The 24883-nt window shown below is 68.3% G+C and carries 26 protein-coding genes and 4 pseudogenes; 9 read left to right on the forward strand and 21 right to left on the reverse strand.

Features of this window, described 5'->3' with window-relative positions:
* Window positions 1-84: 84 nt before the first annotated feature.
* From ACZ6MA_RS33000 to ACZ6MA_RS33010, 3 genes are all read left to right on the forward strand, one after another.
* On the forward strand, window positions 85-735 hold the full coding sequence (locus ACZ6MA_RS33000) for an HNH endonuclease family protein (RefSeq protein WP_469438565.1): 651 nt from the start codon (window positions 85-87) through the stop codon (window positions 733-735).
* Between the two features lie 584 nt (window positions 736-1319).
* Window positions 1320-1448 carry a hypothetical protein gene (locus ACZ6MA_RS33005; RefSeq protein WP_469438501.1) on the forward strand — a complete coding sequence of 43 codons (129 nt, stop codon included), beginning with the start codon at window positions 1320-1322 and terminating at the stop codon, window positions 1446-1448.
* A gap of 74 nt (window positions 1449-1522) precedes the next feature.
* Entirely contained in the window at window positions 1523-1711 is a 189-nt protein-coding gene (locus ACZ6MA_RS33010) for a hypothetical protein (protein WP_469438503.1), read from the forward strand.
* 95 nt (window positions 1712-1806) lie between these two features.
* On the opposite strand, the gene ACZ6MA_RS33015 is transcribed toward ACZ6MA_RS33010, so the two are convergent.
* Complete coding sequence (locus ACZ6MA_RS33015; protein ID WP_189176668.1) at window positions 1807-2436, reverse strand: class I SAM-dependent methyltransferase; 630 nt, start codon at window positions 2434-2436, stop codon at window positions 1807-1809.
* Window positions 2437-2472: 36 nt separating this feature from the next.
* Between ACZ6MA_RS33015 and ACZ6MA_RS33020 the strand changes: the two are divergent.
* A pseudogene (locus ACZ6MA_RS33020) lies at window positions 2473-2604 on the forward strand (transposase); the annotation flags it as partial.
* Between the two features lie 44 nt (window positions 2605-2648).
* Here the strand turns inward: ACZ6MA_RS33020 and ACZ6MA_RS33025 are convergent.
* The 3 genes from ACZ6MA_RS33025 to ACZ6MA_RS33035 all read right to left on the reverse strand — a co-directional run bounded on the left by ACZ6MA_RS33025 (window position 2649) and on the right by ACZ6MA_RS33035 (window position 5006).
* On the reverse strand, window positions 2649-3329 hold the full coding sequence (locus tag ACZ6MA_RS33025) for a hypothetical protein (RefSeq protein WP_469438505.1): 681 nt from the start codon (window positions 3327-3329) through the stop codon (window positions 2649-2651).
* On the reverse strand, window positions 3326-3940 hold the full coding sequence (locus tag ACZ6MA_RS33030) for a sigma-70 family RNA polymerase sigma factor (protein WP_356459195.1): 615 nt from the start codon (window positions 3938-3940) through the stop codon (window positions 3326-3328). The genes ACZ6MA_RS33025 and ACZ6MA_RS33030 overlap by 4 nt, the downstream gene beginning before the upstream one ends.
* A 571-nt stretch (window positions 3941-4511) precedes the next feature.
* Window positions 4512-5006 carry a hypothetical protein gene (locus ACZ6MA_RS33035; protein WP_469438506.1) on the reverse strand — a complete coding sequence of 165 codons (495 nt, stop codon included), beginning with the start codon at window positions 5004-5006 and terminating at the stop codon, window positions 4512-4514.
* A 371-nt stretch (window positions 5007-5377) separates the two neighbouring features.
* Here ACZ6MA_RS33035 and ACZ6MA_RS33040 point away from each other — a divergent pair, with 371 nt between their 5' ends.
* On the forward strand, window positions 5378-5845 hold the full coding sequence (locus tag ACZ6MA_RS33040; protein WP_469438508.1) for a lamin tail domain-containing protein: 468 nt from the start codon (window positions 5378-5380) through the stop codon (window positions 5843-5845).
* A 127-nt stretch (window positions 5846-5972) separates the two neighbouring features.
* Here ACZ6MA_RS33040 and ACZ6MA_RS33045 read toward each other — a convergent pair whose 3' ends face one another.
* The 14 genes from ACZ6MA_RS33045 to ACZ6MA_RS33110 all read right to left on the reverse strand — a co-directional run bounded on the left by ACZ6MA_RS33045 (window position 5973) and on the right by ACZ6MA_RS33110 (window position 21029).
* On the reverse strand, window positions 5973-7220 hold the full coding sequence (locus ACZ6MA_RS33045; RefSeq protein ID WP_469438510.1) for an MFS transporter: 1248 nt from the start codon (window positions 7218-7220) through the stop codon (window positions 5973-5975).
* Entirely contained in the window at window positions 7207-8583 is a 1377-nt protein-coding gene (locus tag ACZ6MA_RS33050) for a preATP grasp domain-containing protein (protein WP_469438511.1), read from the reverse strand. The genes ACZ6MA_RS33045 and ACZ6MA_RS33050 overlap by 14 nt, the downstream gene beginning before the upstream one ends.
* Window positions 8583-9542 carry a radical SAM protein gene (locus ACZ6MA_RS33055; RefSeq protein WP_469438513.1) on the reverse strand — a complete coding sequence of 320 codons (960 nt, stop codon included), beginning with the start codon at window positions 9540-9542 and terminating at the stop codon, window positions 8583-8585. The genes ACZ6MA_RS33050 and ACZ6MA_RS33055 overlap by 1 nt, the downstream gene beginning before the upstream one ends.
* A gap of 355 nt (window positions 9543-9897) precedes the next feature.
* Entirely contained in the window at window positions 9898-11157 is a 1260-nt protein-coding gene (locus tag ACZ6MA_RS33060) for an MFS transporter (RefSeq protein ID WP_469438514.1), read from the reverse strand.
* A gap of 11 nt (window positions 11158-11168) precedes the next feature.
* Window positions 11169-12065, reverse strand: coding sequence for a class I SAM-dependent methyltransferase (locus ACZ6MA_RS33065; RefSeq protein WP_469438516.1), 897 nt, complete (start codon window positions 12063-12065; stop codon window positions 11169-11171).
* Window positions 12066-12106: 41 nt separating this feature from the next.
* Entirely contained in the window at window positions 12107-12703 is a 597-nt protein-coding gene (locus ACZ6MA_RS33070; protein WP_469438517.1) for a flavoprotein, read from the reverse strand.
* A 1013-nt stretch (window positions 12704-13716) separates the two neighbouring features.
* On the reverse strand, window positions 13717-14754 hold the full coding sequence (locus ACZ6MA_RS33075) for a nitroreductase family protein (RefSeq protein WP_469438520.1): 1038 nt from the start codon (window positions 14752-14754) through the stop codon (window positions 13717-13719).
* The gene (locus tag ACZ6MA_RS33080) at window positions 14751-15791 is read right to left on the reverse strand and encodes a YcaO-like family protein (RefSeq protein ID WP_469438566.1); all 1041 of its coding nucleotides are present in this window, start codon (window positions 15789-15791) and stop codon (window positions 14751-14753) included. The genes ACZ6MA_RS33075 and ACZ6MA_RS33080 overlap by 4 nt, the downstream gene beginning before the upstream one ends.
* A gap of 389 nt (window positions 15792-16180) precedes the next feature.
* On the reverse strand, window positions 16181-16927 hold the full coding sequence (locus ACZ6MA_RS33085; RefSeq protein ID WP_469438521.1) for a SagB/ThcOx family dehydrogenase: 747 nt from the start codon (window positions 16925-16927) through the stop codon (window positions 16181-16183).
* 11 nt (window positions 16928-16938) lie between these two features.
* Window positions 16939-18024, reverse strand: a complete 1086-nt coding sequence (locus ACZ6MA_RS33090; protein WP_469438523.1) for a SagB/ThcOx family dehydrogenase — start codon at window positions 18022-18024, stop codon at window positions 16939-16941.
* A gap of 11 nt (window positions 18025-18035) precedes the next feature.
* Window positions 18036-19037 carry a SagB/ThcOx family dehydrogenase gene (locus ACZ6MA_RS33095; RefSeq protein WP_469438525.1) on the reverse strand — a complete coding sequence of 334 codons (1002 nt, stop codon included), beginning with the start codon at window positions 19035-19037 and terminating at the stop codon, window positions 18036-18038.
* Window positions 19038-19131: 94 nt separating this feature from the next.
* Window positions 19132-19728 (reverse strand): GNAT family N-acetyltransferase, encoded by a 597-nt coding sequence (locus ACZ6MA_RS33100; RefSeq protein WP_469438568.1) that lies wholly within the window; start codon window positions 19726-19728, stop codon window positions 19132-19134.
* Window positions 19729-19807: 79 nt separating this feature from the next.
* A complete protein-coding gene (locus ACZ6MA_RS33105; protein WP_469438527.1) occupies window positions 19808-19948 on the reverse strand; it encodes a hypothetical protein in 141 nt (46 codons plus the stop codon).
* 226 nt (window positions 19949-20174) lie between these two features.
* On the reverse strand, window positions 20175-21029 hold the full coding sequence (locus ACZ6MA_RS33110) for a hypothetical protein (RefSeq protein ID WP_469438528.1): 855 nt from the start codon (window positions 21027-21029) through the stop codon (window positions 20175-20177).
* A gap of 494 nt (window positions 21030-21523) precedes the next feature.
* On the opposite strand from ACZ6MA_RS33110, the pseudogene ACZ6MA_RS33115 reads away from it, so the two are divergent.
* The 3 genes and pseudogenes from ACZ6MA_RS33115 to ACZ6MA_RS33125 form a co-directional block, all read left to right on the forward strand.
* A pseudogene (locus ACZ6MA_RS33115) lies at window positions 21524-21783 on the forward strand (transposase); the annotation flags it as partial.
* 530 nt (window positions 21784-22313) lie between these two features.
* Window positions 22314-22562, forward strand: a pseudogene (locus ACZ6MA_RS33120) (helix-turn-helix domain-containing protein); the annotation flags it as partial.
* 61 nt (window positions 22563-22623) lie between these two features.
* Window positions 22624-23064, forward strand: coding sequence for a DUF5959 family protein (locus ACZ6MA_RS33125; protein WP_469438529.1), 441 nt, complete (start codon window positions 22624-22626; stop codon window positions 23062-23064).
* A gap of 14 nt (window positions 23065-23078) precedes the next feature.
* On the opposite strand, the gene ACZ6MA_RS33130 is transcribed toward ACZ6MA_RS33125, so the two are convergent.
* Window positions 23079-23908, reverse strand: a protein-coding gene (locus ACZ6MA_RS33130; protein WP_469438570.1) for an IS5 family transposase whose coding sequence is annotated in 2 segments (ribosomal slippage) — window positions 23079-23587 and window positions 23587-23908 — 831 coding nt in all. Because the reading frame shifts where the segments join, the coding sequence is not laid out codon by codon here.
* Between the two features lie 95 nt (window positions 23909-24003).
* On the opposite strand from ACZ6MA_RS33130, the gene ACZ6MA_RS33135 reads away from it, so the two are divergent.
* Window positions 24004-24138 (forward strand): hypothetical protein, encoded by a 135-nt coding sequence (locus ACZ6MA_RS33135; RefSeq protein ID WP_399935987.1) that lies wholly within the window; start codon window positions 24004-24006, stop codon window positions 24136-24138.
* On the opposite strand, the pseudogene ACZ6MA_RS33140 reads toward ACZ6MA_RS33135, so the two are convergent.
* Window positions 24101-24457 (reverse strand): annotated as a pseudogene (locus ACZ6MA_RS33140) (transposase); the annotation flags it as partial. The gene ACZ6MA_RS33135 and the pseudogene ACZ6MA_RS33140 sit on opposite strands and share 38 nt — an antisense overlap.
* A 129-nt stretch (window positions 24458-24586) precedes the next feature.
* On the reverse strand, window positions 24587-24805 hold the full coding sequence (locus tag ACZ6MA_RS33145) for a hypothetical protein (protein ID WP_469438531.1): 219 nt from the start codon (window positions 24803-24805) through the stop codon (window positions 24587-24589).
* Window positions 24806-24883: the final 78 nt, after the last annotated feature.

Below are 24883 nucleotides of genomic sequence, written 5' to 3' on the forward strand. Positions count from 1 at the left end.
ACCGTCCCAAGAAGCGCGCGCTGGCCCGGCAGGTGGCCCTATCCCGGAGGCACATTCGTGGATCGAGGGATGGGGAATCGCCGCATGCTGATCAAGGCCCTGCACGTACTGGCCGCCTGTGCTGTCGCCGTGCTGCCGCTGACCGCCGCCACCCCGGCGCAGGCGGAGACCGTCGGGCTGCACGAGGCGGTCGCCTCACTGCCGGTCGCCGCCGAAGCCCGTGAGGGCTATCAGCGCACTGCCTTCCGGCACTGGGTGGACGCCGACCGGGACGGGTGCCACACCCGTGCCGAGGTCCTCATCGCCGAAGCCGTGGAAGCCCCCGAGGTGGGGCCGGGGTGCAAGATCACGGGCGGGCGCTGGTACTCCTGGTATGACGACACCGAGGTGCTCGGGGCGGGCAACGTCGACATCGACCACATGGTCCCCCTCGCCGAAGCCTGGGACTCCGGCGCGTCCGCCTGGAGCGCCGAGCGCCGCCAGGCCTACGCCAACGACCTCGACGCCGACCGGTCCCTGGCCGCGGTCACCGCCCGCTCCAACCGCTCCAAGGCCGACCAGGACCCGGCGACCTGGATGCCCCCGCACCAGCCCTCCCACTGCCGCTACCTCGAGGACTGGACCGCCACCAAACTCCGCTGGCACCTGACCGTCGACGAGAACGAGCACACCACCCTGCAAGAGCTCGTCGCATCCTGTCCCGACACCCCCCTCACCTACACCCCCGCCCCCTGAATCCCCGAGGAAGCGCGCGGGTGATGCTCGGGGCGCAGACGGTCAGGGACCAGCGAGTGCACTTTCGCCGGAGTCGAGGGCCGACGGATCCCAGGGCCGCGGGAAACCCGGGGCCACCGGCGAATGCTCACCGTCACCCCGATGCCGCGAGTGGCGCCCCAACGCCGTCGTCCGGGCCGACCCCGAGCTCATCGGCTGGCCGTCACCTGACCGCGACGCCTGCCGAGCCTGCCGACGAGGCCTGACGTACCGTCGTCGGCCGGCGCTGCGACAGGGCGCGGGGAGCATGTCCGGGGAGCGTGCCGGAGGCGGCGCGGGGTGCGCCACGCCTCTTGCCTGTTTCTGAGCCGGGCATGCCAAGTGTGGCTGTGCGCCCTCGTCGCACGCCCTTGCGCTGGGTCATGCTCGGTAGTTGACGGGGTGGCTGTTTCAGGAGGGAGCGCGGAGTGTCGATCGCGAAGAGGGTTGCTGTGCTGGTGGCCGCTGCGGGCGTCGTTCTTGCCGCAGGCTCCGGGGGATTCGCCGACGATCTTGGCAGCCGTGCCGGCACTGGGTACCCGTGGTACCCCGGGTACCTCGGCGGTTTGATTGACGCCGATGTCAACGCCAACGTCCTCGGTCTCCTTGACTTCGGCCTGGACCTCAACGTCGGTGGCGGGCCGCACTACGGCCACTACCGCGAGCCCATCTCCAACGTCCTGCCCTACTACTGAAACTGCGTGGGCATACCTGCAAGGCGGGCAAGCGCCGTAGGTAACCAACGAATCATCCAGTCGTTACGTAGGACATGCTGAAGATGAGCTCGTGCATTCTCACTGTGGCTGCCGCGTGCGGCGCCCTGCTGGCGGTCACCGCGCCGGCACACGCCGTCGACATTCTCAACCTGGTCAACGTCAAGCGCGTTCCGGTGTCTGTTCTCTCGTCGGGCAATACCAGCGCGGACAACTTCCACTTGGTGCAGGTCGGCGAGGACTAGGGCCTGTCTGACAATTCCCGTCGGATCAGCGAGCGTCCGCCGAGCCGGCAGTCCGGAGGCGCTCCGACCGTCCGGCGGGTATTGCCGGGCAGGACCTACGAACGGCGGGCCAGCAGGTGGGCGTCGAGGAAGCCCCGTTCGGAGGCCGGATCGTGGAGCAGCCGGGCGAAGGGAACGAGCCCGGCATCGGCCAGCAGTTCGGCGAGGCGGTCCGCCGGCCAGCTGTAGGCAGGCGCCACCTTGTGGTCGAACCGGACCGGCTCCGGTCCGTCGGTCCCGAAGAAGGACACCAGGAGCAGGCCACCCGGCGCCAGGACGCGTACCTGCTCGGCGAGCAGCTCCGGCAGTTCCCCCGGAGGGGTGTGGATCATCGAGTAGTGGGCCAGTACGCCGCCGAGCACACCGTCCTCGATCGGCAGGGACTCCATCCGCGCCTCCTGGAAGCGCAGCGCCGGATGGGCCCGCTGGGCGTGGTCGACCATGCCGGGGGAGAGATCGAGTCCGAAGGCGTCCAGGCCTAGTTCGTGCAGCATGGCCGTCAGATGTCCGGGCCCGCACCCGACGTCAGCTGCCCGCAGGTTGCCCGTCGCGCGCACCAGTTCGGCGAAGGTGCCGATCATGGCCCGGGCAAACGGTTGTGTCTCCAGCCGGTCTGCGAACAGCGATGCGTACAGCTCGACGACTCCGTCGTAGGCCGCCCTGGTCTCGTCCTGATGATTCGCCACAGGGAGGACTCTATAGCCGGTCTGATAATTGATCTTGTGACAGGTCGAGGTGAGGTGGCGGACGTGGTGTGGGAGCGGATTGAGCCCCTGTTGCCGCAGGCGGACGGGCGTGGCCGTCCATGGCGTGATCATCGGCAGGTGGTTCTGTGGCGGCTGCGAACCGGGGCTCGTGTGGCTGGCAGGGCGGTGGTGCTCGTCAGCCGGTGGTTTGGTCAGCGGCGGCCAGTGAACTCGTACAGCTCGGCCGCCAGGCGGCGGTCGGGCCGGCTGACGATGCCGCAGCCGCCGCTGGAGGCGAGGCGGTCGACCTCGGCCTCCAGGGATTTGGTGGGGACGCCGCTGGCGTTGCTGCCGTGCCGGCGGACGTACTGGGTGAAGACCGACAGCAGGTTGAACAGGCCGTCGACGGGCGGTGCCCCGGCCTCCGTCGGCTCACGGTTGGCCTGGTTGAACCAGTGCTGGGCCTCGCGGAGCTCACCGCGGCCGGCGTGGTGCAGGTGCAGGCAGTAGTCCGCGGCGCGCAGGCCCGCGCCGGCGGCGAGCTGCCACCAGAACTGGGCGCTGTCGCAGTGGCCGGTCAGGTGCAGCAGGCAGGCGAAGACCAGGGCGCCCTCGATGTCGAGGAAGTCCTCGGCGCGCTGGGGGCTGGGGGATGACTGGCCGCGTGCCAGCCGGTCGACGTGGGCGGCGGCGTTGGGCTCGTGGAGGACCCAGCGGCAGACCACGCCGAGGCGCTGGCGGGAGAGGCGGGCCTGGGCGAGTTCGGGGGCGCGGCGGGGGCGGGCGGCTTCGGCTGCCAGGCGGCGCAGTCCGGCGGCTGGGTCGAAGGCGTGGGCTGCGGTCGTCGGCACGGCGACGTCGGTCATGAGGTCGTCGATGCTGGCGGGGGTCACTTCTTGTTCCTCTCCTTGCCAGAGGGCGAGCGTGGGGGTGTGCCGGGGATGCCGAGCTGGACGCGCAGGCGTTCTTTGGCGTTGCGGCCGTGGTAGTCCACGACGCTTTCGCTCAGGCCCATGAACCAGGCGATTCTGCTGGTGGGGTAGCCCAGGACGTGGCGCAGGACGATGACGTCGAACTGTTTGGGGGGCAGGTCCGCTATCGCGGTGAACAGGCCGCGGCTGCTTTCCATGATCTTGAACTGGTCCTGGCTGGCCCGCAGGGCCCGGGCGACGGCCCCGTCCGCGATGAAGGACGGGCGGCGGTCCTCGGCCTTGAGCTGCAGCCCGATCGCCTGCCGCAGGATCGCCCAGGCGGCCTTCTCGAAATTCCCCTCTCCCAGCAGCGCCTGCCAGGCGTCCTGGATCTCGGAGAACACTTGGTGCACCAGCTCTATGGCACTGCGGGCGTCGCCGAGCTGGGCTTCTGCGTAATCGAGGTAGAGCTTGATGTGCCCGATGTAGAAGGCCTGGAAGTCCAGCGGGAGCTGCGCCAGGGCGTCCACCGGTCGGCTGGGGCCGGCGAACGCGTCGGACAGGGCGTCGTAGAAGTCGTCGTCACCCGTCATACGGGTGCTCCGCCGCACAGCCCGGCCGGTGTGTCGCTGGGGACTGCCGGCGGCGGCGCCGCCGTGTGCCCGGGCCGCGTGAGGCGGTCCGTGTCGAACGTGGTGCTCATCCGTTCTCGTCATCCGTTCACTCAAGGCGCGGCCAGCTCAAGTGGCCTGCACGGGAAGCGGGTTGGTCCCCCGGATCCCACTTAAGTGATTTCTGCCGCCTGTCGCTCAACCGCCCCCGGGAGAAATTCCGGCGGCCCGCGGGTTCGCGAGTGATCGTTGAATCGGCACAGACCTGACAGGTCTACACCACATGCCCCACCTGCATATATATGCACCCGCTCGCCTAAGGCCACCCCGGCCCCGAACACTTGAGTGACGCACATCACATTCGGGTGGGTCGGTGGTGTAACGATTCGTCAGGACGACCGTCCCGGAGGGCCAGAACGCCGCGTCGGCGAGGCCGGAGCCAAGGTGGGCGTCCTGCAAGAGGGCCTCACCGGCGGGCACAGCACCCTCCTGGCCCCACCGGGCCGGCTCCTCTTCGCTAACGCCGGGCGACGGCCGCCTCGACGGACCGCGGTCAGCGGCAGGCAGGTCGCCACGGCTCGGCCAGCAGCCCGACCTGGCCGGTCGTCACGTCGAATCCGAGCACCGGATACCCGTAGTCGCCTTCCGGATCCATCCGCACCGGCTTGCCCAGCCGCCGCCCGATCGCCCGCAGAAAGCCGCAGAAGACTTCGAGCCGCTCCTGCCCTTGCAGCTCCCGCAGGTCGGCATCGAAGCTGACCTCCTCCGGCGCGTAGAAGCGGAAGATCGCCAGCACCCCGGCCGCCGGCCAGACCCGCAACTCCGCGCACTCGGCCCCAGCCGGGCGGGACAGCACCGCCTCTGCTGCGGGTACCGGCATCACGGCACCGCCCTCGGAGTACCGACACTTCCAGCCCCTCGCGGTGACGAGGTCGAGGACCGCCTGCCAGTCCTCCACCGAGGCGTCGGGGACACGCACCTCCGGCAGCGACCCCATCAGGTCGGGGTCGAAGAAGCACTTCACGTCATCCCACAGCAGCTCAGGCACCCCGTCATATTCCCCCGGCACCCCGCCGTGCTGCCCGCTTCCCCTCCGCGCGCGCGACACGGGAACAGCCCCCGGCCGGCCGGAGACGGTTGCCGAGTCCGGCCACAATCCGCCCCTTCAGGCGCCTGGCGAGGAACATGTGCCCTGCGGCGTGCTGGAGTCGCGAGGTGTAGCGCGGGGCGGGTGGTGTGCGCTGGGGCGTGTGCGCGGGGCGCCGTCAGGTGGTGTGAATGTCCACCTCATGTAACAGGTGGTGAGACTTTCAACTTTGGGGGGCCAGGTGGCGCACAGTGAGGGTTCTCGGCGCTTCGCCGGGGTCCTCATCAACGGGCGCGCCCTACTGGGCTGCGCCCTGGAAGCAAGGGTTTGTTATGTCTTCAGCTGTTATCGCCCGTATCGCTGCTACCGCCGTCGCGTGCGGCGCGGCCCTCGCCACCACCGTCCTCCCCGCGACCGCCGCCGCCCATGCCGACCCATTCCGTGCGACCTCGCCGGTCGTGATCGGGAAGGTCCAGTACGACAGCCCCGGCAAGGACGACCGCAGCAACTGGAGCCTCAACGCCGAGTGGGTCGAGGTCGTCAACACGAGCCGCCACGCGGTGAACCTGAAGGGCTGGACCCTGAAGGACGCCGACCGGCACAGCTATCGATTCGGTCACCTGCGCCTGGCCGGCCACCAGAAGGTCCGCGTCCACACCGGCATCGGCCGCGACACCGTCCGCGACGTCTACCAGAACCGCCGCGCCTACGTCTGGGACAACTACCGCGACACCGCGACCCTCCGCAACGACCACGGCCGCGTCATCGACACCGAGTCCTGGGGCCACCGCGCACACTGATCAATAGGCGACTGCCCGCCGCGCAGTGCGGGTAGCCGTCATCAACGGTGCACCACCGGCAGCCCAGCCGGTGGCGCACTGTTGTGTGCATGGTCTGCGGCTCCAGTCACGGACGCCCGCAGACCATTCACGGACTCGGCTGACGCGGCCCACTCTGGCTCCCAGGGAGCCGGGCTTCGACCGGTCGGCGGCCGGTCGGCACGCCAGCCCCGTCCGCCGGCTTGTACCGTGAACGGCGCGCGAATGTGACAGCGGTAAGCGCGAGCGCCACCGCAGCGGTGACTAGCACAGTGGTGGAGGGCCGGACATGGGAGAGGAGGACACCGGTGACGGCCGCGCTGATCCCGTAGCCGATGCCGCTGCCGGCGTACTGGAGGGAGTAGCCGACGGGGTGCAGATCGACAGGCAAGGCCCGCTGTAGGGACATGTTTCGGGCAATCAGCACCATGGCCTGGCAGACGCCCGCCGTCAGTAGCAGGGCGGCCATGGCACCGAGCGCCGGGACCACGGCGAACACTGCCGCCGCCGCGATCGTCGCGCCCAATAGCAGGGTGCTGTGTCGCTCGGGCCCTCCCGGCCAGGTCCGCACCCCGTAGACAAGCCCACCGAGGATGCTGGCCAGAGCGAACCCCGTGAGGAGCGGCCCGCTGTACGAGACGGGCATGTTTCGCTGTTCGAGCAGCGCGGGCAGGGCGAGTTCGACCGTCGCCAGCAGATACATAGCGGCGGCACTGGTGAGGTAGATTCGCCATACGGAGCCCAGTTGTGCGGCGGTGTCCCGCGGCACGCTGTCGGGGTCCACCCGCCCGGTCTTCTCCGGGATTAGGAATACGCAGACCGCGCCCGCCGCTGTCGCCGCGGCGGCGACGGCGAACGGCACGGTCGCCGACCAGTGCACCGTGGTCGCCGCCACCAGCGCCGGTGAGACCGCCCACACCGCCATGTTCAGCGACGACTCCCAGCTGAGCGCGGAGTTCAGAGCCCTGCTGGGGACCAAGTCCACCACCATAGTGCGCAGTGCCCCCGGCACTGCGGCACTCGCCGCTCCGGCCACCGCCGCCAGCGAGGCGGCCAAGGCGAACGGAGCGCCGGGCACCAGGGCGAGCACGGCGAAGCCCACCGCACTGACGACGATCCCTGCGGCGATCTCTCTCCGGAATGGGCGGGTCCGTAAGCGGAGCCCTAGCAGCGGCGCTGCGACTGCCTCCGCCGCCGTGTACGCGGCAGCCATGACCGCTCCGGACGCGTACCCGCCGGACGTCTCCCGCGCCAGGAACATGAACGCCAGCGGTGCCATCGCCACCGGCAGTCGGCTTGCGGCGACGGTGAACGACCAGACAGCCATGTGCCAGCTGACCAGGTCACGGTATGACATTGGGTCTCTCCCGGAAAAGCGAATTGTCAGGCATGGCGGGGCTGCCCCACGCGGAGGCCAGGGCCCGTCCCAGCCCGCTCTCTAGGGAGAGCCCTTCCTCCCAGGTAGGCGCCAGGACGACGTACTCGACGGTGCCGTTGTCCCCGGTGTCGTCCGAGCAGATGGCGATGCCCCGACGGGTCACGGCATCCCAAGCGAGCCCGTTCGTCTCAAGAAGCGGGACGAGGGAGCGGAACGGTAGGGCGTGGACGCCGCTGCGGCTTAGCAAGACATGACTGTCGGCCCAGTCCAGCCCGACCAGGGTCTCGGCGATGCTCTGCAGATGAGTGCTTCCCCCGAGCCGGGCGTTGACCTCGTTGAACCACACCTCCCCCGTCGGTGACACCACCGCGTCGATGCTGGCCAGGCCCACGTATCCGCACTGCTGCATCAGGAGCGCCAGCCGCAGTGCCTCCGTCGAGAATTCCTTCCACAGGCTCTCGGGAACTGACCGCTGGGGCAGCGTGAGACCGATGAGGGTCGGGGGATCTTCACCCATGCGTAGTTCACCGGAGTTCACGATGGACGGCGCGATGCTGCCCCCGGGGCAGTTGACCTCGACATAGATCGATCGGCACGAGGGAATGAACTCCTCAACGACCAGGTCGCCGTGGAAAGCGCCGGCGAAGGCGGGGCCGGCGGCGGCTAGCACGTTTGGCAGGTCTCCCGGATGGGTGAGGACGGCCTTCGACACGGCTCCGGTGGCCTGGAGACTGGGGTCGGTGGTCACGACGAGGTTCCCATGGCCGGCGACCGCGCGGTCCTGCTTGATGATCACTGCGGTGGTGCTTTCCAACAGCCGGTTCACCATGTGCGTGAGGTCGGCCACGGTGCGGCACGGCATGCCCGCGGGGATCGCGAAGCCCGCCCCGGCCGCGAGCGCCCGGAAGGCGACTTTGCTGTTGAAGAGTTCAGCACCGCCCTCCGACAGGAACGAGGGCGCGCCGCCGTCGCTCAGACCGACCGCTCGGGCGAAGGCCTCTGCCCCACGGTCGTGGACGAAGGGCCGGAACTCCCACCCCGGGCCGACCAGACTCCGCAGGGGGCCCAGTATCTGCTCGCTGTGGAGCTGGTCCTGCGTGAGAAGGCCACTACCCGGGCTCACGACGTGGATGCTCGATAAATTCAGGCCCGTGTGGCGCGCTACGTAGGTGAGGAAATCCTCGGGAATGGGACGGGGCACCACGATGGCATCACCGTCCTTCAGCATCCAGGCCAGCCGATTCAGAACGAAGGCGATACCACGGCATTCCTCCTCAGGGAGGAGACCCACCCGGTCGATCAGGGAGTCGGTGTACAGGTTCCCCAGCCAGAGCCGCGGCATCACACCTCCTCTCTTCCGCCGTCGCTGTCCAGGTACCAGACTTGGAGAAATCCGTTCTCATCGACCCGCGCCGAGTCCGGGAGCGACCACCCGGGCACCCAGTTCCTGCGGTCCTCGAAGGAGTAGCCGGTCTGGACCAGGACCCGGTCGCCGTCCCGGGCGATGAGCGAGCCCTCGTACAGGGAAATCTTTCCCACGTCGGTCATCAGCGTGTACTGGGGCTTCGCCCTCCCGGACGTCGAACCGGAGGCCACCAGCCTGCGGAAGAGGTCCAGGCCTCGCGCGATCGAGGTCCGGTGGTGATCCATGCCCCGGATCGGAGCGCAATGGAACAGGTAGTGCGGCTCGATGTCGAGATGACGCAGCTCGTCGTAGAGGGCCACCAGCGTCGGCAGATCGTCGTTGACGCCGCGCAGGAGTACCGTCTGGTCGTAGATCCGGACACCGCCCGACTGAAGGTCTGCGTATGCCTGCCGCACCTCCGGGAACAGCTCCCCCGGGTGATTGATATGGGTGGCGATCTCGACCCGGAACGTCGTGCGGGGACGCAGCGCGCGGATCATGCGCGCATCGACGCGCCGGGGGTCTTGGAGAGGCACCCGGGTCCCGATGCGTACGACCTCGACTTGGGGCGCGTGCCGCTCGATCGCGTCGAGGAGGAAGTCCAGACGGTCGACGAGGATCAGCGGATCACCTCCGGTCACCAGAACTTCGCGCACCTCGGCGTTCTCGGGCGCGGAACCGCTGTAACGGGCGATGCGCTCCAGTTCCTCGGTGGACAGGGTCCGAGTCTGGTACTGCCCGCGGATGCACCACCGGCAGTGCGCGGCGCACACCGTCGTGGGCTCGACCAGAAGAGTCCTGCGGTACAGCTTCTCGACACCTGCCAGTTCCACGCCCTCGAACGTCGTGTGCACCTCGGACTGATAGTGCCGGGCGACCTCATGGGACCGGTCCACTGCTTCCGCAGGGTCTACGACGTACTGTAAATCCAGGAAGGACAGATCCTCCCCCCTGCTCCTTCCCTCGGAGACCTTCTGCCGCAGATAGGGGGGTATCTTCTCAGCGAAAACGCCGTTCCTGGCTCCTGCCATGGTGGTGCACCTCCGGTCGGATCACACGGCGAGGCCTACGAAACGCCTCGGATAGAATCAGCGGCCCCGTCGGCCTATGGCGGCCGGGCTGTACGACATCCCGCTTCTCCGAAATACGCCCGGACGGACGGCTTCTTACTGCGGCGGCGTCCGCACGGGCACCGCCACCGCCCGGCAGCGCGCCCCATACAACCCGTCTCTTCCTGCCCCGGTACCGCGCTCATGTGTCCCTCACTGGCGTGGCCTCGTCCGGCTCCACGGCATTGGTTATCCGCGTCGCCGCACGAGGTAGGGAGCGGTGCAAGGGCCCACAGCACGCGGCCCCTGCCAAAGCGACCATGATGAGCGTCCCCCACAGCGCGGCGCCCCCTGCCCCCAGCAGCCAGCCGTACAACGCGGGAGCGACAGCCGTGGCCACAGCCGAGGTCAACTGGAAAACGGCCAGGTACCGGCCTCGCAGCTCAAGCGGCGGGGTCTCCGCAGCGAGGGCGTCCAGTACCGGATCCACTGTCATCTCTCCGACGGTGAACACCACCGCGGCCAGCAGGACGAGAACCACACCCGCCGTCGTCCCCAGCATCCCTACCGCCCAGAACACGGCATAAGAGCCCGCCACCAGCCAGGCGGCCACCGCCAGAAGCAGGGACCGCACCGTACCGGTCATCGCGGTGATCAAGTGCCCCTGCCCCAGGCTGATCAGTAGGGTGTTGACGACAAGAACCGCTCCCGAGAGCCAGCCGGGGAGGCCCACTTGCTCCACCACATGGAAGGGCACGGCCACCGCGAACGCCATACTTGCCAGCGCCGAGCAGAAGGCGTACGCGAGCAGCCATCGGTAGCCCCGGTCACCCAGCACCGTCCGCCACCCGCCGCCGTCCCCGTGAAGGGCTGCCGACGGTTGGCTGGTGCTGCGCACACCCGCCATGACGAGGAAGGACACCAGGAAGGAGAGGGCGTTCAACATCACAACAACTTGAAAGGCCACGGCATGGTCCAAGGACACGGCCGCACCACCGAGCAGGGCGCCGACGGCGAAACCCGCGTTGCGGACCGCCCCAAGGAACCCGAACCACCGCTCCCGCTCTCCCGGTGGGCTCGCGCCCGCCACGAGCGGGCCGAAGGAGGTCCAGAACGCCGCCCGCCCCACGGCCGCCAAACCGGCCACCAGCGTGACCCCGGCGAACGAGTCGGCGAAGGGATGCGCGGCGAAACCCACCATCTGCAGAATGTTGCCCGCCTGGAGCACCCGCTTGGCCCCGTAGCGGTCGACGCACTGTCCCGCCACAGCCGTCAGCGGCAGCGCCAGCAGTGAGGCGACCGACAAAGCGAGCCCCACTTCCACGAGTGACAGGGGAGTGCTTCTCAGAAAATAGAACAGGGACACAGGCATCCATGTCCCGGTGCCCAGGGTGTCGACCGCCACCGCGACCAGCAGCCGCCGGTAGCCCCGCATGGGGGGATAGCCCCAGGTAGATAACACGACGACCCTCCTTACGGTGCGAGTGGAGCCGCGCCGTCCGGCGGCCCCACCAGGGCAGAGCCCCCACTGTCCGCCGCAGTCCGCCGGCCCCGCGGGCCGTCGCACCGGTAGCGATTGATCCGATAGGCCTGTGTCCGCTCCGGCGCCCGCTCGCTGTATGCGGCGACGGCCCAGCGGTGCTCCGGGCTAAGCCTCGTGGCCACCGCCGGAGGGAGACATCCGAAGTGCGTGGAACATTCCAGCCGTATGCCCCGATTCCAACGCTCCGGCGACCGCGGATCATCGGTGTGCCAGTGGACCTGTGCGGACAGCCGCCCCAGCACCTCCGGATCGTTCTGCTCCGCAGCCAACTCCCGCCCCACGGTGTCCACCGCGAGAGCCGAGCCCGGGAGCCCTTCGCACGCCAGCGTGAAGACCCGCCTTACGCCGTCCTCGGGAAGGAAGGCGAGGACGGCTTCGGCGATCAGCAGATACGGCGGCGGCAGCCGCGCCACCCGTACTGGCCAGGAGGGGTCGGTGACCGATAGCGCCAGCGCCCGGCGGCGGCCGGTGTCCGGGAAGAACCTCCTGCGCAGACTGATCACATCGGGGAGGTCCACATCGAGCCAGTGCACCCGTCCGTCGTCCACCCGCTCGAAACGCGTGGTGAGTCCGGCTCCGAGTTCCACCACCGTGCCTCCGGGCGACTGACCCATGAACTCCCGGGCCCAGCTGTCTAGGACGAGCGTACGCAGGTTCACGCCGAAGACATTCCTGATGCCGTCCAGCCGGCCGAAGTCGTAGTCGAGCCGGGACACCACATGCACCGCGTACGGGTCGTTTAGCAGACCACTGCCGCTGCGAGTCTCCAGCGCCCGTGCGTACAGCGGGACGAGCAGCGACTCCTGAACGGCGCCGAGCCTTGGCACGGCCCTCTCCGCCCCGGGCCGCCCGCTGTCCCTGGCACTTCTCACGACGCGCACCGCTGCGTGCCCCCGCCCGCCGAAGCGACCCGCGCCAGGACGCCCAGAACCGCGTTGATTGAGGGCATAGCACCGTTCTCCCGCGTCCCGCTGTGCGCCGAGACACCGCTGCCCGTAGGCACCAGGTGGATGCCGTCCTGCCGGAGTGTCACCAGGTTCCGCCGGGTGGCGGGCCTGTCCTCCAGCGGCCCGAGGGACGGTGCCACAACGACCGGCGCAGCGGTGAACGCCGTGACGGCGAGGGCTAGCGAGTCGGTGATTCCGTGCGCGTGCTTCGCTATCCAGTTGGCGGTCGCGGGCAGGACCAGGACGGCTTCGGCCCATTCGGCGGCCTCACGGTGATCGACCCGTCCCATGCCGGGGTGCCAGTCCGGTCCCAGTACCGGATGACCGCTGGTCGTGGCCAGAGCATCGGCCGATACCAGCCGGGTCGCGGCATGGGTGACACACACCCGTATGTCCCACGGGTACCACTCGCGCAGACAGAGAATCCAGCTCGGTATGAAGGCCGCCGGAAGGGCCCCTGTCACCACGACGAGCACCCGACCATGTGGGAGACGGATCTCCGGTCGCTGTTCCGCCATGCTCACCTCTCCTCCTTCATCGTGGTCTCCTGCGGGCCACCGGACAGGGCCCGCCGCGCGGCCTGTTGGAGCCAGTCACCGAAACGCCTCGTGCCGCCTGGCTCCTTGAGAACATCGACGGCATGTCTCAGCAGCAACCGCGTTCCGTCTCGCAGCTGATGGGGAAGGGCCTGGGACAGCTCCGCCCCGACGTACGATCGCCACGCAGAGAGTGTCTGCTCGTGGGCCCGGCTCAGTTCAGTCCGCAGAGCCGCGCCGCTCGAAACTCCACAGCACGGGATCGCGGCGGGCGCGTCCGGGAACCCACCCGTCGACAGGTGCAGCCAGGCTGCGGTCAGCCCGGTCAGCACTACAGCCTGACTCCTGTCGGCGGCCGAGCCGCTCCGGGAGGTCTGCCGGGCCCTGTGCAGGGCCCCCTCCCTGCCGAGCGAACCCGCCAGGGCGATCCATCGCGCCCACTCGGGCCTAGCCTCACCGTCCGGATGCGCGACCAGCAGCTCGGTTCCTGGGCAGCAGATGCAGCCATGAGCACTGCCGCACGGGGAGAGAGCCAGGCGCCCTAGCGGATGCAGCAGCTCAGACCGCCTGGGATACCGCAGCCGCCGCGCCACCAGTAGTTCGGCCGGATCCGGCTCAGCCACGTAGCCGTAGAGCCGGGCCGTCGCCAACGGCACCTGCCGACGCGCCCACGTGACGTCCCGCGCGCCCTCCGGCCATGGCTCGGTCCACACCAAGCGGGGCAGCGGCGTACCCGCAGGATCTGGTACCGCCACGATCCACGGCTGCGACACCATCCGGACAGTGCGGAAGCCGTCGTCCCACGCCGGGCGCCACCGGCCGGAGCCGATCCCCTGGCGGAGGGCGTCCAGGGTGCTGCGGCTCAGTACCGGTCCCGCAACCTCGGCCAGTGCTACCACCGCCGCCTCAGCCTCGTCGCGGCCCTCGCGCAACGCCAGCTCCGCACGACGTAGGGCCGCCACCGCCCCGCTGTCCCTTGCCGATGCCCCCACCACTCAGCTCCCCCCACGGACGGCGGCACGCAGTATGCGCGCCGCGAGGATCGTCCCGGGAAGCCAGGAACTGATGGGCCCTCCCACGGATGTGGCCACCTCGTGCGCCGTATCGCCGTACCGTTCGGCGGCGGCGCGCATCACCTCCAGCAGATGGCCCAGATCGAGGAGGACGGTGGGGTACGCGGCACTGGTGCGGTAGCGCCACTGCACCCGGCGGACCGCCAGGTGCACTGTGACCACGGCGTCGCCGGGCGCCAGGAGAGAATCCCGCGCCAGGGCACGCCCCAAAGCGGTGACATCCGGCCGCTCGTCGTCGGTGAGCGCCACCAGCTCGTGACGATCCGGGTCGTACGCGTGCACCGAGAGAAAGCCGTCGGCCCAGTGGCAGGCGACGGAGAGGTCGAAGGGGTGTGCCGCGCCGTGGGACGGCGGCACTCTTCTGCTGCGCGGCAGAGGTCCGATCGCGGCATCGTCGACGACGGCATGAGCGAGATACAGCACCCCGCCGAGCGCCTCCAGCGGATGCCCGCCGTGGTCGATGAGCGGATGGGGCAGCCGCACCCGGGGCGCGGCCTGCGGAAGGTCGGGTAGTGCCGACGGGGGCCGCTCCTCACGGGCGTACGACCCCATGAGCGCGATGTCGTCGCCAGTGAGGCCAGGATCGCGATAGTCGACCGGCGCCGCCATATTCGCCAGGTCCCAGTCCCGCAGTGCCGGCGATTCGTAGCTGCCAGCCCCGGTCGGCTCCGCTGGACCAAGCAGTCCGGCGGTCTCCAGCGAGGCAAGACAGCCAGCGACGGCGGAGTCCGGCACTCCGGCCTCGAGCGCCAGCTGCTCCACATCGGCACGGTCGGCCACCGGCCGCCCAGCCAGCGCGCCGATGAGTCGCCAAAGCGCGCTGTTCCTGAGCACGACGCCACGGGCGCCACCGCGTCCGGCGACATCGACGAGCCAGCGACCGTCCCAATGGATGAGCGCACCGGTGCCCGGCAGTGTCCATAGATCCCGCAGGTGCTCCCCTGTTCGCGTGGTGGTCATGCCACGCCCCCCAGGAACTCGGGCGTCAGTCCGCCCTCGGCGGAACGGCACACGGGGGAGAAATGCCGTGCCCCCGGCTGAACCACGCGCACAACATGCAGCCCCAGGGCGTCGGTGAGTTGATCACCAAAGTCGCAGTACGCCGTGAGGGCCCCGAGACCGTCAAGCACCGAGTGAAGCGATGCGCCCTCCGGCCGGTCGCCACCGCGGCCGCCGCTGGACGGGTCCACCGCCGCGAGCTCGCCGCCCGGCACGCACGAGTCGTCAACCGGAAACGCCCGGCGGAATCGCGCACCGAAGTCGCTGGTCACCGGCGTATGCCCAGTGGCCGGGCCGAACCTGGCGCCGCCCGCTGAGGTGATCGAGATAGGGGGCGTTGTGTGCATCTGGTACGCCTCCCGGCAGGCATCACGAACCGCAGTCCCGACATCGACCGCTGCGCCGCTTCCAAATGCCGCCATGGCGCTTCGGCCACGCCCCGGTGTGAGGACGAGACAGCCAGCCACGTACCAGCCGCTCCGACGGATGTGCCACACCTCCACGGAGCTGGCGGGCAGGGCCTGGCCGCCCCCGCGTAACCAGGCACGCGCAAGCGCGCTGTGTCCGGCGCACCGGCGGCTTCCCCGGTCGGTCCACCACACGTACAGCGCGGTCCGTTCCAATTGCTCGCGGGCGCCGCGGAACAGGGCCGACTCCCTGAGCGGGTGGGCTGCCATCCCAGTGGAATCCGTCCGTACGCCGGGGCCGGGGTGGCGGCGCTGCGAGTCGACCACCGTACGGTCGAGAGGCAGCCAGGTGGTCTGTCCGTCACGTATGTTGTGCGCCGACACCCACCAGCGCGGCGTGCCGTCGGCCTTCCCTGGCACGGCATGCCCGGCTCCCGCCGGGCGTACCGTGAAACGGGTCCGCTCCCGGGGCCGCCCCAAGGTGCACCGGCGCTCCAGCGCCTCCACCCAGCCCACCGTCAGGGCCTCCTCGGGCGTATTGGCGGCGCCGCCGCCGACCACAGCCAGATGACCGCGAGTACCACGGGGCACGGTCAGGACGACATCCGACAGCCACAGCCCAACTCCCGCGTCATGGACGACCTGCTGACCCAGTAGCGGCCCATCGGGCAGCGTGTCGCTGTCCGGCTCGGCGGTCTCCGTCTGAACGCCGGCCCGGTCGTAGGTATCGCCCGGATGCCGGGGACAGGACGGGTGCAGGACCGCGGGCGTGCTCCCAACGGCGGGGCGGCCGTGGCTCGTTGTCGGCTGCGCCGACTCACCATGACCGGCCCCGGGAAGCCCCTTCCTCAAGACGTTCCGTTCCGCCTTCCATAACGAGCGGCACGTCTCGCACGGTGACACGGGGAGCGCGAGGCTCCAGGGCACCGCCTCCGCGCCGGAGGCCGGACCGCGGTGGTGTGCTGCGCGGCCGGTCGCCGTCATGGCAGCACCACCCCGTACAAGGGCAGCCGGAGCGGCTGGTCCGGGTGGAGCAGAAGGGACACACGGTCGTCGAGGAAACCGCCCACCGGGCAGTTCGCGACACCCAGGAGATGCAGGGCGAGGGTGAGATTTTGCCCCATGTGCCCCGCTTCCAGCAGCGCGTAGCGGTATCCCCGTTCCCCGTACCGGGCTCCGTAGACCTCCATATCGGCGGTCAGCATCAGCAGCGCGCGGGCCTCCGCCGGGCGGATGACCGTGGTTCTGAGGATCCCGGGCACATCGGCGCTGGGCCCGTCCCCGTCCTTCCGGGGCACGAGGGTGCCGCCGGAACTCCACGCATACACAGCGGGAGTCATGCCGTCGACGTCCTGCACGATGACGTCCAGGGACACCGCGTAGCAGCCCCCGGCACTGGGGTAGGGGTACCGGCCGGAGCCCGGATCCGGCGCGAGAGCCGCCCCGAGCGCCCGTTCCAGCAACCTGCCCTCCAGCCTGCCGGCTCTCTCCCGGCTGGAACGGCGCCCTGCGGTCACCCGTACCAGTTCCTCCAGACCATCCTGGCCGGAGGTACGGGTATCCGGACCGTCCGCGCCGTTCGGCGCCTCCGGCCCCGCCCCGGGCAGCAGACCGGCGGGTCTCGGCTCGGGGAAGTTTCCGAAGGTGCTGGTCCGGTGGAAACCCAGCGCCGCCTGGACGAACCACTCTGCGGGCGAATCCTCGTCCACAACTTCCGCCACGCTCATCGGCTCCGCTCCTAACCGGCTGCGACCAGATAGACGCCCGACTCCTCGAAGCGCTGTGTGCCGAGCAGACCGTCCACCGATTCCGGTAGATGCGCGGGCGTGGGGAACGTCGTGAACCCCAGCGCCGTCAGGGCCACTAGGTAGCGCTGGGCGAACTGGCCGAGGATCGTCATCACTGTCCGATATGCCCGCGCGTCATGCGCGTACCGGAACATGTGACGCTCCCACACCACGGACATCAGCAGGGCGAACGAGCCCCCGCCCGCTCTCTCCTGGCCGCTGAACGCGCTGCGAACATCTTCTCTGAGCAGGCCCCGCCGGACCAGACAGAGTCGGTGGCCGTCCGGGTCGTAGTGGTAGAGACCGGGCTCGACGCCTTGGACGTCAAAGGCAGCGATGTAAGTCTCGATGTCCCCATAGGTGTTCTCCAGTAGCACGGAGGGACGACTCAGGTACTCCTGCTCGGCCCGCCTGCGCAGTTCCACGAGCGGGCGGTTCGCATCCCGCAGCACCCGGCTCATCAGGGCGGATGTCATGATCCGCTCGGACCACGGGACATGGGTACGGCGCGCCAGCAGGACCTCACCGAGATCACGCTCGGGGTACGGATCCGGCTCGGGCAGCGGAAGGCGCACGTCGGTGTCGACATGCTTCCAAAAGGACGGTGTACCGTACTGTGCCATGCGTTCCCGCAGAACAGCGTCGGGGTCGTTCGGGCGTGCGGCGTCCGCCACATCGCCGTAGGGCTGCCCCTCTGTGCGGCAGTGGAGGATGAGCGCGTCGAGCCACCCGTACTTCTGCCAGCGCTTCGCCTCTTCGAGGAGCGGGTGCTCAAAGGAAGCATCCCTCAGCACTCCGGACGAGATGAGCTTGGCCACTACCGCCCGGCACCGCTCCCGCTCCCATCCTGCGACCTCCTCGCACAACTCGGTTAGCTCTTCCTCGCTCCGTGGCTCCGTAAGCCGGCCGAGGAAGGTAAGGAGCCGCACATCAGGCAGACGGACGGATGTGCCCTCCAGTAGGAGGTCACACACGAGCGGTTCCTCAAGCCGAACCCTCATCAATTCATTGAGGGTGTATGACGCCATGACTTCCATCTGTTCCCTTCCTACGCGAGTGCCATGAAGGCCAGGGCGGGGTTTAGCAATCGGTCATTGCCCAGTGCTTGTGCCACTGCCGACTCGTTCATCGAGAAGGCGCGCAAGGTTCGCCAGCCCATTCCCGAGGCCACCATCGCCATCGTTTCAAGGACGTGTCCGGCATCATAGTGAAGAACGCGGTACGAATGGCTTTCCCGGTATCTGTACATGCTGAGTTCGGCGCGGCTCGTCAGGATCAGCACGGCCGACGGGGATGCCATGTCCCAACGGGAAACGCCTATTACCTTCTTCTCAACCCATTCCGTGTCGATCCCCTCCGCTACACATTCGAGGGCATGTTCCTTGACGGAATAGTGGTACATCCCCCGGTCGAGCCCCTCGATGTCAAGGGCCAGGACGTACGCCTCAGTGGGGTGCCGGCTGCCGCCCGACGGACTCGCCTTGCGGATGTGCTCTCCGGTGACCGGAAGCTTCTTCGTGCCCACCTTTCCGGCACCAAACCAAAGGACCTGCACGAGGTCCTGGACGGTGCGTGGCGACGACGCGCCGAACGTGGGTCGTCCCGGAGAATCCAGGATGTCGGCAATCGGGATGCCCACGGCCGTGCGGGGCGGAGGAAGGGAGATGACGCGGTCGGCTACCGGAGGCATGTGGAGCGGTGGTGGCTCCTCCTCGCGGGTGTAGTCCCGCATGAGAGCCACGTCGTGCCGCTGGCCATCCTGGGCGCTGTAATCCACGCGCGGAATCGCGTCGGTGGCTGCCTGGTAGCCGAAGGCGTCGGCCCAGCCGTACGCGTGCCACAGCTCCCGGCCGGCGAAGAGGTGCCGTTGGCCGGGGGTGTCTTCTCCGACGAGCACGCCGAGGTTCAGCAGGCGGTCGGTCTCTCGCTCGGCGACCTCCCGGGACACCCCGGTGCGCTCGGTGATCCACGAGGCCACATCGTCTCGCGGAACCCACTCCCGTAAAGTGAGCAGCAAGGTGAGCAGGTGCTCGTCATGCAGGAGGCGCACGCTGTACGAGCGCAGCCCGCACGGGCTGTGCACGTACGACCGTTGGGCCACGCGCCGTAACTGAAGGTCCATCGCACAGCGGACGCGCACAGCGTCATCGTCCTTTCATCCGGGCGTCGAGTCCTGTCTCCACGGCCGCGCGGCGCGCCGACGGCTCGGACAGGAGGTAACGGATCTCCATCGCACCGGGATCGGACCCGGAGGGGGCGGCCGTAGCGTCCGGCCGCCAGCCACCCTTCTCGTAGAAGGTGCGGCCCCGTTCGTTGCGCTCCAGCACCCACAGGTACGCGGTCCGCGTGCCCTTACCGGCCCATACGGAGAGCGTGGAGAGCATTAGACTGTGCCCAACGCCCTGGCCCCAGCATTCCGGCCGGGCGTAGAAGGCGTAGAGCTCTTCGGTGTCCGGCCGCTGCCGGAGGTCATCGTCACGGGCCGGTCCAAAGGCCGAGAATCCCGCGATCCGTTCCCCGTCGTCGTGGACCAGCACATGGGCGAACGCCTGGGCTGCCGCTGCAATCTGCGCGCGCCAGAAATCAGTGAGCGCGGCCGTGTCGAGACCCTCGAGTTCCGCGGCCGTCAGGATGCTCGCGTAGGCGTTGCGCCATGCGCTGGCCTGGACCTCCGCGATCTGACTAGCATCACTCTCTCGTGCCTGTCGGACGCCTACGCAAACCGGGTCATGCGAATCCATGTGCAGCACTTCCACTCCGTACGGGGATTGGGCCCGGGTGCCCGGCCGCAGCGAACCGCGTCGGGCACCCGGGGGCAGTTCAGCAGATGCAACCCTGCTTCAGGAGCGAGGGCACCAGCTCAACTTCCTCGATCTCGATCTCGAAGACCGCGGCGTCGGCGCGCTCCTCGTGCATCGGGTTGATCTGAGTCGTCGAGGGGTCAGCGAACTGGGAATTCATGAGGAATCCTTTCTCGGTTCGATCAGGACGACTTCAGATTATGCAGCGAGCTTGCCGACGACAAGGGGGGTAGTTATTAGCTTCGGCCGACACCAGTCACTTCCGCCTCCTTTCGATTCCGGTCAAGTGGGCTCTTTTCGATGGAACGACAGAAAAGCCCGCATCCCCATGGGATATGCGGGCAGCTTCCGTGCCGGTATGAGGCGCCGCGGACGGGCGCACACGGTCATTCCACTGTCGCGCCGCACTTCTCAAGCTGATGGGCAATCCAGTGCCAGTTCTGGGCGCACTCACGCGCCAGTTGGGCCACCTGACCGCTGCGGTGCGGCGGCACCCGGGCGACCAACTCGGCGCAATCCTCCGGCTTGACCATGTGCGCGCCCAGCCAGGACAGCAGCGATCTGCCCGACCGGCTGAGCTTAATCGACGGATCTTTCATCAGTTGCTCAACGATTCTCCCGGACTTGACTGTCCGATCGGATGCATCCTCACTCGGTGCAGGGGGCGTCGGCTGAGACAGGGCCGGGCCCTTGGCGCGGCAACCGGGGCGCTGACGTGGCGGGACCGGGTCCTCGCCGCGGCCTATGCGTATCCGCACGTCCCGTGCGGTGGCGGGCGAGATACCCGCGAGGCTGGCCACTTCCCGCAGCGTCGCGTCAGGTCGTTCCGCGAACAGCTGGCCAGCCAGCGTTCTGCGCCGGGCACCGTCGGTTGGCCGCAGCCGGCCGTCGCGGCCCAGCCGGGCCTCGGGTTGCGAAGGGTCCGCCTCGGGGAACTTGGTCTGCTTGTTTGACTGCGAGGGTTGCGCAGTTGAACGCTTGCGCACCGCAGCCACGGTGTGCTCGGACAGCCCCGTCTCGGCAGCGATGGCCCTATCGGACCAGTGCGGGTGCGAGGCGACGATGCGGGCGGCAGCGCTAGTGCGGTCGGCCAGGGTCAGTGGCAGCCCGTGGGTGATGTTCGCGCGCACGGCCAGGACGAACGCATCCCTCTCGTCGCCGTCGAACATGCGGGCACGAATTTCCGTGTCACCACGGATCTTTGCGGCATGTACGCGGTGTGCGCCGTCGATGACCTGCATTGTGCCTCGGTGGACGAGGACCGGTGGAAGTGGGTCGTGCGCTGCGCTGAGCATGCGGGCATGTTCGTCGTTCCGGCCGGACAAGCGCGGGGATCCCCCGGTGCACAGAGCGGCCAGGGGCAACGTCAGTGTCGGTAAGCAATCGGTCTCCATCACGTTGTCGGACGTACGAGGTGTCGGGCGGGTGCGATTCAGCTCAGCTGAATCTTCGTCTGCCTTGATGCAGCCGCCGGGACGGGGCGTACCGAGTGGCGTGACCACGTAGCCTGCCTCTCTGTCATGGAGAAGCCCGCAGTGAGCATGCGGGCCAGTCTTTGAGATGGTGTATGGCTATGAGCAGTGGACGGACCCTTCGAAGAGCCGCTCTTACCTGCCTGATGGGATGGCTGGGTGCCGCTGGCTCTGCCCCAGCTAGTCAACCGCGGGTTGAAAGCAGAACATCAAATCGTCCGCCAGTCGAACGGCGACGGTATGCTCGCACAGTCCCGGAGTAAAAGACCCTAACGATCGCCGACGGCGGCTACCCAGGGACTGGACTGGTCATCCCGCACCGTCGCGTGCGCGGCCAGACCGAGCTCCCGGGCTGGAAAGAGGATCACAACAGATCCCACAAGCAGGTCCGAGCCGGGTTGAGCACGTCTTCGCGCACATGAAGACCTGGAAGATCCTCCGCGACTGCCGCCTCAAAGGCGACGGAGTACACCACGCCATGCTCGGCATCGCCCGCCTGCACAACCTCAACCTTGCCGGATGACAGGCAAGTTCACAGACCGGCTGTCCTCGCCGACGGCAGCCTCGAGATCACTTACGGGACAGCCTTTACGGTGCGGTGATGTTCAACAGTCGAGGCGGCTGGCGCCGCGATACCAAAGGCGATTGCGGCCATCGCGGTGGCCGAAATTACTCGCAGGGTATTACGCTCCACGTAACTTCTCCCTGTGCTTTCCGCGCGACGTGGTACAGCCGTGATCTTTGACGGGAATGCGGCCGCTTTCATTCCCGTAAGAGTTACTTGATCACGGGCCCAGAGGAGGCACCGTGAGGCAGCTCACAATGCAGCATCAGAATTACCTTCAACGCGATAGGGTTCTCCTTCAACAATGCGGCTACAAAATGGAATGCAGGTTGCTGCTGGCCGTTCCTCAGTCTCGGTGCCGCAGGTCGGATCAGTGAGCCCTGTGCAAGTTGGCGACGTTGACCACGTGTTGGATGGGCTTACTGAACGAAAAAGCTCCTGGTAGACGGTGTCACAACCAAGATCTACCGTGCTGCCAGGAGCTTCGAGTGCTTGTGTACCCGTCGGCGATCGACCTGTCCAGCCGTACCTTGCGCTACCTGACAGGGCAACTGGCCGCGCGGCGGCGCGGAATCGGCACTCGATGGCGACGTCTGACAGCCGGGCGCCAGGCTCTGCTCGTCCTGGCTCATCTGCGGTGCGGTGACACTTACGCCCATCTCGCCGCTGGCTTCGGGACCGGTGTCGCGACGGTATACCGCTACATACGCGAGGCCACCGACCTCCTGTCCGCCCTAGAGAGTGTCTCTTGAATGAGGCGGCTGATCGGTGGATGGCAGGCTCTGGGACACTCGGGCAGTGGATGAAGCGACTGCTCTCGAACTGATTCGCCTGGCCGATGGGTCCCAGGTCGTCAGCGTCTGGCTTGCCGATCGTGTGCCGGCGTGGGACCCGGACTACTACGCTGCCGATATCGTCATCACCAGCGACTTCGTGAACGTTCAGCTTCGGATCCTTGTGACGCTTGAAGACCTGGATCACTGGACCGGAGCCCTGGACCGCATCGAGGCGGACGAGCTTCAGACTGCCGACGGGGACGTACTCACCGTCGACTGGCCCCCCGCAGGCAACGACGGTTACCTCCGCTTCATCGCGGACGATCCCTATGTGGTGGAAGTCCATGACCAGACCCAGACGCGGATCTCAGTGAGGGTCCCGCTCGATATGGACGAGGGGTGGATCCCTGAGGCACGTCAACGCCTCCGGGACGTGCAGAGGCTTCTCAGTCCGGGCGACTGACCTCGTGGGCCGGGTCAGTGCCGGGTCCAGATGAGGATGGCGGCAAGATGAAGTGCGGCCTCATAGGCGATGGCGAGCTTGTCGGTTCTCATTGCCAGCCCCCGCCATTGCTTCAGGCGGTTGATGCATCGCTCGACGGTGTTGCGCTGCTTGTATGCCGCAGCGTCGAACCTTGGCGGGCGACCGCCCGCGCGGCCCCGTCGCAAGCGGTGGCCCACCTGGTCGGCGGGTTGAGGGATGACAGCCCGGATGCCACGGCGACGCAGATACCCGCGAATCGCGCGGGATGAGTATGCGCGATCCGCAAGGACGACCTCCGGGCGGGTTCGTGGCCTCCCGAGACCGGTTCGCGGAACGCGGATCCTGGCCATGACGACCTCGAAGGCTGGTGCGTCACCGGCCTGGCCTGCGGTGACGTGAAGGGCGAGTGGTCGCGCCCGGCTGTCGCTGGCCAGGTGGACTTTCGTGCTTAGGCCGCCGCGGGAGCGTCCGAGGGCGTGATCATCGGGTTCGGACCGGCCCGGTGCCCCCTTTTCCTGGCTCCGGCCGCATGGTGGTGAGCTCGGCAGACGGTGGAGTCCACCGATACCGTCCAGCCCACATCGTCCTGAGCGTCCGCCGCGGCCAGGATGCGCGCGAGGATGTGCTCCCAAGTGCCGTCAACGGCCCACCTGATCAGGCGTTTGTGCGCGGTCTGGAACGACCCCAGCTCGGCGGGCAGATCCCGCCAGGGAGAGCAGGTTCGGTACTTCCAGGCGATGGCCTCAAGGGTTCGCCGGTGGTCGGCCCACCGTCGTCCACGAACCGGATCGGCCGGCATCAACGGCTCGATCCGGTCCCACATCGCATCAGTAATCACCAACCGGACAGACACATCCGATCAACCGACCAGCCCATCAAAGAGACACGCCTTAGCTGCTGCGCCAGACCAGGGAGGCGGTGGAGTCCCTGGTGGAGCAGGTCCGCGACGACCCGTGCGCCGAGGTCGTCATCTACGCCACCGACCCGGCGTACCCGTTACGGCATGTCCGGCGACTCATGAGCGGAGCCATAGCCGGATTGCTGCGACGGTGACCGTCCCCCGGAAGACATAGGCTCGCTTGTCGAACCGTGTAGCCGCGGCGCGGAAGCCCTTGAGGGCGTTCACCGTGCGCTCGACTTCGTTCCTGTGCGCGTACCGGTCCTGCTGGAAACCGGTGGGTCTGCCGCCCGCACTGCCACGGCGTCGGCGGTGGGCCTGCTGGTCCCGGCGCTCGGGGATCGTGTGCCGGATCTGCCGTCGTCGTAGGTAACGGCGGTTCCGGCGGGAGCTGTACGCCTTGTCCCCGCAGAGGTGGTCCGGACGTGTCCGCGGGTGTCCGCCGGCCAGCCGTGGGACGCGGAAGCCGTCGAGGAACTGACGGCTTGGACACCTCCTGGCGGCGGAGCTGTGGGGCGGGGTGTCGCTCTCGGGCGCACGCAAGTTCTGTCGGCTGGCCAGCTCCGGTGAGACCCGGCGCCGAGGTGCGATCGGCGCCCGTAGTCACGCTGGGGTGCATAGCGTGGCCACCAGGAATGTCAGCACAGCCAGGGACAACGTGGCGCTACCGGCGAAAGCAACACCACCGCGGGTCAGGACGGTGGTGCGGGAGGCCCCGCCCAGGTGGGCCAGCAGACCGGCTCCAGCAGCCGCCAGGAGGCAGAAGAGCGCGTCGATAGCCAGAACCAGAAGCACGATCACGCAATGGATGGAGATGGTCATGCGTTCCCCCTGAAGTTCGCGGATGGCGGATTAGGGCGAGCTTCGGGGTTTTCCCGTTCGTCGGGGCTCGACCGAACG

The organism is Streptomyces sp. NPDC042259, from assembly GCF_055582085.1.